This window comes from Salinicola sp. RZ23, from assembly GCF_003206675.1.
GTDB classification, from domain to species: Bacteria; Pseudomonadota; Gammaproteobacteria; order Pseudomonadales; family Halomonadaceae; genus Salinicola; species Salinicola endophyticus.
In genome coordinates this window covers 516,087-527,958 of sequence record NZ_PZJK01000007.1, presented here as the reverse complement: position 1 = coordinate 527,958, position 11,872 = coordinate 516,087, and the positions used below count along the sequence as shown (strand labels likewise).

The following is an 11,872-nucleotide window of genomic DNA, read 5'->3' as shown; positions in this document are numbered from 1 at the left end:
AGTCGCGTGGAGATGAGCCTCAGAGCAGCGCTTCGCGGCGTGTGAACAGCAGGCGCGCGGCGAGTACCAGGATCAGCACCGCACCCTGGGCGCCGATCTGCCAGTCCGGCGAGATGTGCATGAAGGCCAGCAGCGACCCCGCCAGCGACAGCGTCAATGCCCCTAGTACCGCACCGATCGGCGATACCCGGCCGCCGATGAACTCGCCGCCGCCGAGGATCACCCCGGCGATGCTGAGTAGGGTATAGCTGGAGGCCACGCTGGCCCCGGATGAGGTGTAGAGCCCCACCAGGGTGAGGCCGGCAAGCACCCCGAAGACCCCGGCGAGGCCGTAGGTCAGGGCATAGAGCCCGCTCAGGCGCCAGCCGGCGCGGGCCACCGAGCGTGAGTTGCCGCCCAGACCACGCAGTACCGTGCCGATCCCCGAGCGCATGATCAGCAGATGCGCCGCGGCGGCGATCAACAGCGCCGCCACCACCGCCATGGGCGCCAGCGGCGGCTTGACCGTCATCATTGCGCGCAGCCACTCCGGCGAGGTGCCGCCGGGGGCGGGCATGATCACCAGCGCCAGCCCACCCCAGATGAACGACATGCCCAGGGTGACCACGATCGCCGGCAGGTCGAAGCGGTGGATCAGCGCCCCCAGGGCGGCGTAGGCGAGCACCAGGCCGGCCAGCGCCAGCCAGCCGAGCCAGGGGTGCTGCACCAGCAGGGTGGAGACGATGCACGCCACCAGGCTGACGAATGCACCCACCGAGAGGTCGATGTCGTTGACCATGATGATCAGCAGCTGGCCGATGGTCGCCAGGGCGATGGGGATGGTCAGATTGAACAGCAGGTTCAGGCCCAGATAGCTCATCGCCCGCTCCTGCAGGGCGAAGGTCGCGATCAGCAGGACGCTGAACGAGATGAGCGGCAGCAGCTTGCGCGGTGAGATCGAATGACGGGTCATCTCAGTTCTCCTGCATCTCGAACGAGGCGGCCAGGATGCGCTCTTCGCTGATCTCGGCGCCGCTCAGTTCGGCCGAGATCTTGCCGTCGCGGAAGACAAAGACACGATCGCACTGACACACCTCCTCGGTTTCGGTGGAGTACCACAGGAAAGTCCGGCCGGCGTCGGCCTCGGCGCGGATCAGTGCGTAGACCTCCTGCTTGGTGCCGACATCGACCCCGCGCATGGGGTCGTCCATCACCACGATGGGGGCGCTCGACGCCAGCGCCCGGGCGAACAGCACCTTCTGCTGGTTGCCGCCGGAGAGTGAGGTAATGGGGTTGCCCAGGTCGTCGCTGCGGATGCCGATGCGCTGCTGCCACTCGCGGCCCAGCGTCGCCTCGGCGCGGCGATCCACCGCGCCACGACGGGCCCCGGCCGGCAGCACCGAGAGGCTCAGGTTGCGCAGGATCGACCACAGCGGCAGCACCCCGTCGCGACCGCGGTCGCCGGCGACGAAGGCCATCCGGGGCTTTCGCGGTGCGCGCCAGCCGGAAGTGCCGGCGAAGTAGAGCTTGGCCAGGGCCTCGGCCTGGCCGTGGCCGGCGAGCCCGGCGAGGCCGACGATCTCGCCACGCCGCGCGCTCAGCCCGGCGGCATCCTCGATCACTGTCTCGCTCGCCGCCCCGGCCGGCGCGCTGCCCTCGGCATGCCGGCGCTGTTCACCGCTCGGCGCGTGCTGCGCCACGTGGCCCATGGCGTCGACCAGCGAGTCGCGGTCGAACCCGGCACTTTCACGCTCGGCCACCACGCGGCCGTCCTGCATCACCACGATGCGGCTGGCAACGCGGAAGATCTCGCCCAGCATGTGCGAGATGAACACCACCGTGCCGCCCTCGGCGCAGAAGCGCTCGACGTGGGCCAGCATCTGCTCGGCGATACCCGCATCGAGTGACGAGGTGGGCTCGTCGAGGATCACCAATCGCGCCTGGCCGCCGCGCGGGGCGAAGCCGATGGCGATCTCGATCATCTGGCGCTGGGCGATGGAGAGGGTGTCGACCCGGGCGTCGGTATCGATACCGTGGCCGGGAAACACCTGGTCCAGGCTGGTACGGATCTCTGCCCCGGCGCGGCGGCGCCAGCCGAGCCCCTTGAGCGTGGGGTGAGCGATACGCAGGTTCTCGGCCGCGCTCAGGTTGGGGCACAGCGAGAGCTCCTGGAACACCGAGCGGATGGCGCTGCCGCGGCCGCCGCGGGTCACGTGGCTGTCGATCTCGCCCTGGCTCGGCTTGAGCGTGCCGTTGATCAGATTGACCAGGGTCGACTTGCCGGCGCCGTTGTGGCCCACCAGGCCCACGCACTCGCCGGGGGCCAGGGTGAGGTCGATGCCATCGATTGCCCTGACCGCGCCGAACTGCTTGTGCACGCCGCGCAGGGCCACCACCGCTTCCACTGGCTGGGGGGTATTCATGGTTTGGGCTCCTGAGCGGGGGCCGGGGTCGCGGCGCTGGCCTTCGCGGGTGCAGCGGCCGCTTCGGTACCCGGTGCCGCCGCCTTTCGGGTTTGCTGGATCAGCTTTTCGACGTCGGCACGGGTGAAGATCTGGTCGGCGACCGATCCCTTGGGCGTATGCGCCAGCACCTCGGAGAGCTGGTCCTGGCGGATGTGATAGAGCGGCACCGTCAGCTGTTTGGGTACGTCTTCGCCGGCGAGAATACGTTGTGCCACCCAGAAGGCGACCACGGCGATGCCGGGGGCATTGGAGATGGCGATGCTCTGGTAGCCGTTTTTGCGGTGCTGCTCGGCCCACCACGCCAGCTCGTCCTGGGCGTTGGAGAAGATGATCACCGGCATCTCGCGCTGCGAGGCGCGGAATGCCTGGGCCACGCCGTAGGCCTCGCCGCCCTGGTTGAGCACGCCGTCGATGTGCGGCAGCGAGGGGAGTACACCGGCCACTGCCTGCTGGGTCACGTCCTGGGCCCAGTCACCCTCCACCGAGGAGACGATATGCAGCTTGGGGTAGTGCTTGAGCTCGTCGACGATGCCCTGATGCAGATCGTCGTCGACGAAGGTGCCCGGCAGCCCGCGCACCTCGAGCAGGTTGGCGCCGTCGGGGAAGCGCTTGGCCATGTAGTCGACCTGCTCGCGGCCCCAGGCGTGGAAGTCGTTGACGATCTTCCAGGCGCAGGGGGCGGTGACGATGCCGTCGAACGAGACCACTACCACGCCGGCGTCGCAGGCCTCCTGCACCGCGCCATTGAGGGCGGTGGTCGAGGCGGCGTCGATCACGATGGCGTCGTAGCCCTGCAGGATCAGGTTCTGGATCTGGGCGGCCTGATCGGTGGGCTGGTTCTCGCCGATGGTGAAGGCATCGGCGGCGGCGACCACACCCGTCTTGACCGCCGGCGCGGTCTGCGCCTGCCAGGCGGCGAGCATCTGCTGGCGCCAGGCGTTGCCGGCGTAGTTGTTGGACAGTGCGATGCGCTTGTCCGCGGTCGCACTCTCCTGAGGTGGGGCCTGGGTTTGGCCTTCGACCTGAGTCCGGGCTGGGCTCTGCGGCGAGGCTGCTGCCTCACCACGGGTGTCGGCGTGCGCGCTCAGCGCCGCGGCACTCAAGGCCAGCCCCAGCAGGCCGGCCCGCCAGCGCCGTTTGTCGTTATCCGGGGTCATGCTCGGCTCCCATCTCTCCTGCCGCCCGCCGTCGCGATCGGGTCGCGCTGGCGGTGCGGAAATCGCCCCGGGCGGGGCGTGGTATTGGACGCGTGTCCAGGTGGATCCATGGTTGGGCGTGGCGGCCTGAGGTGTAAAGGCGGCCCCCCGCACAAATGCTGCGGGTTCCCGCAGTTTGGTCCTCAACTTAAGGATGAGGGGAAGGCGCCGGCGATACCGCTATGCTGGTCGCCCCGGCGTCCGGTTCGTGCCCGAGATTCACGCGTCCGGGTGCGTGCACGTCCCATGGCCCTGCAGGTCTCCTGGGCCCTGCAGGCCGTTCGGGCCAAGCAGGACATGAGAGAGAGGAGTTCGGCGTGAGCGAGACGACCACCCCCCAGCCCCTGGCAGCGACGTCGCCCGGCGAGACCTCGGCGGCGCGTGAGGCCGCGGTCACCGCGCTGCTGCTGCGGCTTCCCGCACTGCTGGGTGCGGCGAGCGATATCCAGGGCGCGCTCGATCGGGTCGCCGAGGCGCTGACGCCGCTGCTGCCATTCACCCATGCCGATGTCTGCCTCCACGACGGGCCCGAGTGGTCGGTGAGCTATGAAGTGGGCATCAGCACCCACTGGTCGGCGCGACGTACGCGGCTCGACTGCTCGCCGATCCGCTCGGTGCTCGACGGCTCTGTGCCGCTGATGGTCAGCGCCAACGCGCTGCTCGATCCGCGACAGATCTTCGCCGGCGCCTGCTGCGAGCCGATCTTCGCTCATCAACTACGCAGCCGGGTGCACGTGGCGCTGCGCAGCGGTGGCCAGGTGATCGGTGCGTTGAGCGTCTCGCATCGCGAGGCCGACCACTTCGAGGCCGCCGACGTGGCCCTGATCCAGCGTCTGGCGGCACCGCTGGCGCCGGTGTTCCACGCCCTGCACGGCGCCGCCGAGCTGCGCCAGCAGGCCCACGGTCGCAGTCAGACCCAGGCCAGCGAGGAGTGGCTGCGCCAGGGATCGCTGCAGTTGACCCAGGCGCTGGAGCAGGCGCGGCAGCGCATCGGCATGGACCTGCACGACCAGACCCTGGCCGATCTGACCCGCCTGCTGCGCGAGCTCGAGGGCGCGGGGCCACCGCCCAGCCGCGAGGCACTGGCGCAGGCGCTGGCCCAGAGCATCGACGACCTGCGCTGCATCATCGATCGCACCGCGCCCAAGCTGCTCGATCTGTTCGGCTTCCACCATGCGGTACGCGATCATCTGGAGCGAGCCACCGAGGGCGAGCGCATCCAGATCCTGGTCGAGGATCTCACCGCGGGCGCCCCTGACCGGTTGCCCGGGGAGACCCGCACCGCGCTCTATCGCATCGTCCAGGAGGCGATCAACAATGCCGCGAGACATGCCCGCGCCGAGCGCATCGAGGTGCATGTGACGCTGGCGGCCGAGAACACCCTGTGCGTCAGCGTGGATGACGATGGCCAGGGGCTCGCCAATGCCGGCACGCGTCAGTCCGGGCTGGTCCACATGCGCACCCGGGCGCGGCTGATCGGTGCCACCCTGGATATCTTCGAGCACGTCGGCACCCGGGTCGCGGTGCGTCTGGCGCTGCCGCCGGGGGAGATCGCCGCATGAAGATCCTGGTGGTGGAGGATGATCAGTTCCACGCCTCCTTCCTGCAGGGGGTGATCGCCGAGGCGCTGCCGGAGGTGACCGAGACGCTGCACGTCCAGGACGGGCTGCAGGGCGAAGCGGCGGCGCGCGCCGGGCGCTTCGAGGCGGTGGTGATGGACCTGCAGATGGCGCGGCGCAACGGCATCGAGGCCGCACGCACCATCTGGCACGAACGCCCGCGCACCCGCATCCTGTTCTGGTCCAACTACTCCGACGAGGCCTATCTGCGCGGGGTCGCCGACATCGTGCCGGCCCACAGCGCCTATGGCTACGTGCTCAAGACCGCCAGCCGCGAGCGTCTCAAGCTGGTGCTGCGGGCAGTGCTGCTGGAAGGGCAGGTGATGATGGATCGCGAGATCCAGCGCCTGCGCCGGCGCAGCGCCTCGCCGCGACACTCGCTCAGCCAGAGCGAGTATGCGGTCCTGCTGGATCTCGCCCTGGGGCTGCAGGACCGGCTGATCGCCGAGCGTCAGGGGTTGTCGCTGCGCACGGTGCAGAATCGACTGCTGACGCTCTACGACAAGCTCGGGGTCAACGGCGAGGAGCAGGCGCTGCCGGGGCTCAACAAGCGCGTGCGCGCGCTGTCGCGGGCGATCTCCACGCGTACGCTCAACCTGGAGAGGCTGGAGACCGCGCAGCACGATCTCGAGTGCTGGCTGGCCGCACGGCCTGCCGATGAAAAAGCCCCGCCGACCCAGGGGGCCGACGGGGCTCTGTAGCAGCGAGGCGTCAACGCCTCACAGCATGCTGCGCAGCACGTAGTGGAGGATGCCGCCGTGGCGGTAGTACTCCAGCTCGTTGGCGGTATCGATACGGCACAGGGCGTCGATCTTCTTGGTGCCCTTGTCGCTTTCGATGGTCACCTTGACGCTGCCACCCGGGCTCAGATCCGCCAGGCCCTCGACGGAGACGATCTCGTCACCGGTCATGCCCAGGGATTCGCGGCTTTCGCCCTCGGGGAACTGCAGCGGCAGCACGCCCATGCCGATCAGGTTGGAGCGGTGGATGCGCTCGTAGGACTCGGTGATGACCGCACGCACGCCGAGCAGGCGGGTGCCCTTGGCGGCCCAGTCGCGGGAGGAGCCGGTGCCGTACTCCTTGCCGGCGATCACCACCAGCGGGGTGTCGTCCTCGGCATACTTCATCGCCGCGTCGTAGATCGACATCTGTTCGCCGCTGGGCACGTGGCGGGTATAGCCGCCCTCGACGTCGTCGAGCATCTCGTTGCGGATACGCACGTTGGCGAAGGTGCCGCGCATCATGACTTCGTGATTGCCCCGGCGCGAACCGTAGGAGTTGAAGTCCTTCACCGCCACCCCGTGCTCCTGCAGGTACTTGCCGGCGGGGCTGTCGGGCTTGATCGAACCGGCCGGCGAGATGTGGTCGGTGGTCACCGAGTCACCCAGCTTGGCCAGAACGCGCGCACCCTGGATGTCCTCGACCGGCTTGGGCTCCTTGCCCATGTCCTCGAAGAACGGCGGATGCTGGATGTAGGTGGAGTCCTTCGACCAGGCGTAGACCTCGCTCTCCGGTACCTCGATCGACTGCCAGATCTCGTCGCCGTCGAAGACCTCGGCGTACTCCTTGCGGTACATCTCGGTCTTGACCTTTTCTACCGCCTCGGCGATCTCGGCCTGGGAGGGCCAGATATCCTTGAGGTAGACGTCATTGCCGTCCTGATCCTTGCCCAGCGGCTCCTTCGACAGATCCTTGCGCACGTTGCCGGCCAGGGCGTAGGCAACGACCAGGGGCGGCGAGGCGAGCCAGTTGGTCTTGACCAGCGGATGCACGCGGCCCTCGAAGTTGCGGTTGCCCGACAGCACCGAGGCCACGGTGAGATCGCCATCGTTGACCGCTTTCTCGATCGGCTCGGGCAGCGGCCCGGAGTTGCCGATACAGGTGGTGCAGCCGTAGCCCACCAGGTTGAAGCCGAGCGCATTGAGATCGTCCTGCACGCCGCCTGCGGCCAGGTAGTCGGTGACCACCTTGGAGCCGGGGGCGAGCGAGGTCTTGACCCATGGCTTGGTGGTCAGCCCCTTCTCCTTGGCCTTCCGCGCCAGCAGGCCGGCGGCCATCATCACGCTGGGGTTGGACGTGTTGGTGCAGGAGGTGATCGCGGCGATCACCACGGCGCCGTGATTGAGCGAGAAGGTTTCGTCGTCGTAGGTCACCTCCTGGCTGTCACCGGTACGGTAATCGGCACCGCTGTTGTAGGCCTCGCCGTCGGCGGGCGGCGCGCCGATGGCGGTATCGCCGCCTTCGCCGGTCCACTTGGCTTTCTCTTCGTGGGAGGCATCCGGCTGCTCGCCGGCCATCAGGGATTCGAAGGTCGCCTTCATGTCGGAGAGCGCGACCCGGTCCTGCGGGCGCTTGGGTCCGGCCAGCGAGGCTTCGACCTCGCCCATGTCCAGGTGCAGGGTGTCGGTGAAGGTGGGCTCGGCACCGGCTTCACGCCACAGCCCCTGAGCCTGGGTATAGGCCTTCACCAGTTCGATCTGATCTTCGTCGCGGCCGGTCAGGCGCAGGTAGTTGAGGGTCTCCTCGTCGACCGGGAAGAAGCCACAGGTGGCGCCGTACTCGGGGGCCATGTTGGCGATGGTGGCGCGGTCGGCCAGCGGCAGATCCTTGAGGCCGTCGCCGTAGAACTCGACGAACTTGCCCACCACACCCTTCTTGCGCAGCATCTGGGTTACCGTCAGCACCAGGTCGGTGGCGGTGATGCCCTCATTGAGCTTGCCGGTCAGCTTGAAGCCGACCACCTCGGGGATCAGCATCGATACCGGCTGGCCGAGCATCGCCGCCTCGGCTTCGATGCCGCCGACGCCCCAGCCGAGCACGCCGAGACCGTTGATCATGGTGGTGTGGGAGTCGGTGCCCACCAGGGTGTCGGGGAAGGCGTAGGTCTTGCCGTCGACCTCCTTGGTCCACACCGTCTTGCCCAGGTACTCCAGGTTGACCTGGTGACAGATACCCGTGCCCGGCGGCACCACGCGGAAGTTGTCGAAGGCGTTCTGGCCCCAGCGCAGGAACTCGTAGCGCTCCTGGTTACGCTCCATCTCGATGGCGACGTTGTCCTTGAACGCGGACTTGTCGCCGAAGTGGTCGACCATCACCGAGTGGTCGATGACCAGATCCACCGGCGACAGCGGATTGATGCGTTCGGCCTTGGCGCCGAGCTTCTTCACCGCGTCGCGCATGGCGGCGAGATCGACAACGCCGGGCACACCGGTGAAGTCCTGCATCAGCACGCGGGCGGGGCGATAGCCGATCTCGCGGGTCGACTTGCCCGCTTTCAGCCACTCGGCGAGGGCGACGATATCCTCCGCGGCGACGCTCTCGTCGTCGGCATAGCGCAGCTGGTTCTCGAGCAGCACCTTGAGCGTCATCGGCAGCTTGTCGATGTTGCCGAGGCTCTCCGCCGCCTTGGGCAAACTGTAGTAGTGGAAGGTCTTGCCGTTGACGTCGAGGGACGTCAGCGTCTGGCCGGGGGCGTTAGACATGGATCATCCTCCTCATTGGGCGGCGCGGCCATGGATCTTTCGATGGCTGCCGGTCCGGTTCCTTAGCGACGGTCCGACGGCATCGTGGCCGTCGGGGGCTCCTGGCTGGCGGCCGTCTTGGCGGCGCGCTCTATACATTTTCCAATCTTTGCGTGGGGTCGTTTCTGCGACATGACGCGGTCGATATAAAGTTGTCGACAATAAGCATGGGCACCATAGCATGTCTTTTCAATCCCGCGCGCCTCTCGATCGTCTGCACACCGATGGCAGTGGGGCCTTGAAAGTCGCGCCTGCCGACACCAATTCAAGCTTAGCTCAGCTCAGCGACGATGCAGCCCGCGACGATGGCGTCGGTGACGACGCGAAAGTGTCGTGATGGCATGGATGAGGAGGCGTGATGGCATATGAAGCGCTACGCGAATGGCCGGTGCACTGCCCCTACTGCGATGCGCCATTCACGCTGCTGCTCGACGTGAGTGCTGGCGGCCACGTGACCTGGGAAGATTGCGCGGTGTGCTGCCAGCCGATTCAACTGCGCGTCGACGTGGATGCCGAGGGGGAGCTGGAGACAGTCACCCTGGCCACCGACGATGACGTGCTATAGGTGACGGCGGTCGGCGACACGGACGCCGACGTCACATGATCGATAGTGATTGCCTATATCCTTGATTGTGGCAATTAAATTGAAGTATCAAGGAGTCAGTCGTTAGTCTAATCGGCTTCGATTTCTCTACTCCCCACCCATGCTACGACAGGAGAAGCCCATGAGTGTACTCGTAGGACGCCAAGCCCCGGATTTCGAAGCCGCTGCGGTCATGCCCGACGGTGCCATCAAGGACGATTTCCGGTTCTCCGAGACCAACGGCAAGCTGCGCGTGCTGTTCTTCTGGCCGCTGGACTTCACTTTTGTCTGCCCGTCCGAGATCATCGCGCACGACAACCGTCTGGCGCAGTTCAAGGAGCTCGGCGTGGAAGTGATCGGGGCCTCGATCGACTCCCAGTTCACCCACTACGCCTGGCGCAAGACCTCTCCGGACGCCGGTGGCATCGGCGAAGTCGGCTTCCCGGTGGTGGCTGACGTCAAGCACGAGATCTGCCAGGCCTACGGCATCGAGCATCCGGAAGCCGGCGTTGCCCTGCGCGCCTCCTTCCTGATCGACGAAGAGGGTGTGGTACAGCACCAGACGGTCAACAACCTGCCGCTGGGCCGCAACGTCGACGAGATGCTGCGCATGGTCAAGGCGCTCAAGTATCACCAGACCCACGGCGAAGTGTGCCCGGCGGGCTGGGAAGAGGGCCAGGAAGGTATGAAGGACACCGCCGAAGGCGTGGCCAAGTACCTCGGCGCCCACGCCGACCATCTGTAAGCAGTCACACGCCGGAGGCGACCCAGCGGGTCGCCTCCGGCGTCTGGGCTCGCCGCGGCGAGTCCTCGATTGGCGTCCTGTGGCATGATTCGGTCAGCGGATCATCCCACAGGGCGTTTTGCCTTATCACGCCGACTGTATAGCGTACCCACCGTTCAACCGTTTCATTCAACCGAGGTAGCCATGAGCGACGCGCGTCACGAACGTCTGATCATCCTGGGATCCGGCCCGGCGGGCTACACCGCGGCCGTCTATGCGGCACGCGCCAATCTCAAGCCGCTGCTGATCACCGGCATGCAGGCGGGTGGTCAGTTGACCACCACCACCGACGTCGACAACTGGCCCGGCGATGATGCCGGGGTGCAGGGGCCGGAGCTGATGGAGCGCATGCGCAAGCATGCCGAGCGTTTCCAGACCGAGGTGCTGTTCGACCATATCCACGAGGTCGAGCTGCGCCAGCGCCCGTTCACGCTCAAGGGCGACAACGGCACCTATACCTGCGACGCGCTGATCATCGCCACCGGAGCCAGCGCCCGCTACCTGGGCCTGCCCTCCGAACAGCAGTTCATGGGGCAGGGCGTCTCGGCCTGTGCCACCTGCGACGGTTTCTTCTATCGCAACCAGGAAGTGGTGGTCGTGGGCGGTGGCAACACCGCGATGGAGGAGGCGCTCTATCTCTCCAACATCGCCTCCAAGGTCACCCTGGTGCACCGCCGTGACGGCCTGCGCGGCGAGAAGATCCTTCAGGATCGGCTGTTCGAGAAGGTCGAGAACGGCAACATGGCCGTCGAGTGGAACCACACCCTCGACGAGGTGCTGGGTGACGGCAGCGGTGTCACCGGTGTGCGTCTGCGCTCGACGCTGGATGGCGAGACCAAGCAGCTCGATGTCATGGGCGTGTTCATCGCCATCGGCCACACCCCCAACACCGGTATCTTCGAGGGCCAGCTCGAGATGGCCAACGGCTATATCCGTGTCCACTCGGGGCTCGAGGGCAATGCCACCGCCACCAGCGTGCCCGGTGTCTTCGCCGCCGGTGACGTCATGGATCACGTCTATCGCCAGGCGATCACCTCCGCCGGCAGCGGCTGCATGGCAGCGCTCGATGCCGAGCGCTATCTCGACGGCCTGGAGTGATGGCGCCGCTGCGCATGGCGCGGCGGTAAACGACAAGCGGCCCGGCAGATGCCGGGCCGCTTGCGTTAGATAGGGCACCCCGTCGGGGGACGACCGCTGCGAGCGCCGAGAGGCGCCCGCCTAGCCGCTGCGCTCAGTAGTGGGGTGGGCGCTCGTGGGCGCTCTCGCTGCCGCCGTCGAGGGCATCCAGGGCGCTGCGCTGTTCCCGCAGGCGCTGCTGCATCAGGGCGTTGATCCGGGTCAGCCGCTCGATCTCGGCGGACTGCTCACGCACCCGTGCATCCAGCGTTTCCAGCCAATCCTCCTGATAGGTCAGGCGACTCTCCAGCGCCTCCAGGCGCGCCTCGGCCGACCTGAGCGAGGCGGGATTTGCCGTGTTAGACTTCGAAGGCTGTGTCTCATCATTCATTCACGGCACCTTTGGCATGTCTGTTCGAGGATCGTCAGCCGGCGCTATATGAGGCCGGTCATTGGTAATACAAGTAGTCAGTATCACAACCTTAGGAACCACTGCATAAATGCCTGCACGAGCGAATGGCTGCGTTGCGCGGTACTCGAAGGCTCGCCTAACCCCATGTTATGTCTCGCCTTCTGAGCTCCGTGCGCGTTGTCTTTCATCTCGCTCGG

The 11,872-nt window shown here is 66.9% G+C and carries 10 protein-coding genes; 5 read left to right on the top strand and 5 right to left on the bottom strand.

Annotation, left to right across the window (positions count from 1 at the left end):
- Positions 1 to 19 precede the first annotated feature (19 nt).
- The 3 genes from DOM67_RS08535 to DOM67_RS08525 are packed head-to-tail and all read right to left on the bottom strand — an operon-like array spanning position 20 to position 3,601.
- A complete protein-coding gene (locus DOM67_RS08535; protein ID WP_110675187.1) occupies positions 20 to 952 on the bottom strand; it encodes an ABC transporter permease in 933 nt (310 codons plus the stop codon).
- A gap of 1 nt (position 953) precedes the next feature.
- Positions 954 to 2,402 carry a sugar ABC transporter ATP-binding protein gene (locus DOM67_RS08530; protein WP_110675186.1) on the bottom strand — a complete coding sequence of 483 codons (1,449 nt, stop codon included), beginning with the start codon at positions 2,400 to 2,402 and terminating at the stop codon, positions 954 to 956.
- Positions 2,399 to 3,601, bottom strand: a complete 1,203-nt coding sequence (locus tag DOM67_RS08525; RefSeq protein ID WP_110675185.1) for an ABC transporter substrate-binding protein — start codon at positions 3,599 to 3,601, stop codon at positions 2,399 to 2,401. The genes DOM67_RS08530 and DOM67_RS08525 overlap by 4 nt, the downstream gene beginning before the upstream one ends.
- Before the next feature lie 356 nt (positions 3,602 to 3,957).
- On the opposite strand from DOM67_RS08525, the gene DOM67_RS08520 reads away from it, so the two are divergent.
- Both DOM67_RS08520 and DOM67_RS08515 read left to right on the top strand, forming a co-directional pair.
- Positions 3,958 to 5,202, top strand: coding sequence for an ATP-binding protein (locus DOM67_RS08520; RefSeq protein ID WP_198651761.1), 1,245 nt, complete (start codon positions 3,958 to 3,960; stop codon positions 5,200 to 5,202).
- On the top strand, positions 5,199 to 5,960 hold the full coding sequence (locus DOM67_RS08515; RefSeq protein WP_110675183.1) for a response regulator transcription factor: 762 nt from the start codon (positions 5,199 to 5,201) through the stop codon (positions 5,958 to 5,960). Before DOM67_RS08520 ends, DOM67_RS08515 begins: the two co-directional genes overlap by 4 nt.
- An 18-nt stretch (positions 5,961 to 5,978) precedes the next feature.
- Here the strand turns inward: DOM67_RS08515 and acnA are convergent, their stop codons facing one another.
- Positions 5,979 to 8,741: an aconitate hydratase AcnA gene (gene acnA, locus DOM67_RS08510; RefSeq protein ID WP_110675182.1), complete on the bottom strand. Its 2,763-nt coding sequence runs from the start codon at positions 8,739 to 8,741 to the stop codon at positions 5,979 to 5,981.
- A 397-nt stretch (positions 8,742 to 9,138) separates the two neighbouring features.
- On the opposite strand from acnA, the gene DOM67_RS08505 reads away from it, so the two are divergent.
- The 3 genes from DOM67_RS08505 (at position 9,139) to trxB (ending at position 11,245) form a co-directional block, all read left to right on the top strand.
- On the top strand, positions 9,139 to 9,345 hold the full coding sequence (locus DOM67_RS08505) for a CPXCG motif-containing cysteine-rich protein (RefSeq protein ID WP_106419440.1): 207 nt from the start codon (positions 9,139 to 9,141) through the stop codon (positions 9,343 to 9,345).
- Positions 9,346 to 9,505: 160 nt separating this feature from the next.
- On the top strand, positions 9,506 to 10,108 hold the full coding sequence (locus DOM67_RS08500; protein ID WP_110675181.1) for a peroxiredoxin: 603 nt from the start codon (positions 9,506 to 9,508) through the stop codon (positions 10,106 to 10,108).
- Positions 10,109 to 10,291: 183 nt separating this feature from the next.
- Positions 10,292 to 11,245 (top strand): thioredoxin-disulfide reductase, encoded by a 954-nt coding sequence (gene trxB, locus DOM67_RS08495; protein ID WP_110675180.1) that lies wholly within the window; start codon positions 10,292 to 10,294, stop codon positions 11,243 to 11,245.
- Positions 11,246 to 11,378: 133 nt separating this feature from the next.
- On the opposite strand, the gene DOM67_RS08490 is transcribed toward trxB, so the two are convergent.
- Positions 11,379 to 11,654, bottom strand: a complete 276-nt coding sequence (locus DOM67_RS08490) for a SlyX family protein (RefSeq protein ID WP_110675179.1) — start codon at positions 11,652 to 11,654, stop codon at positions 11,379 to 11,381.
- Between the last annotated feature and the right edge of the window lie 218 nt (positions 11,655 to 11,872).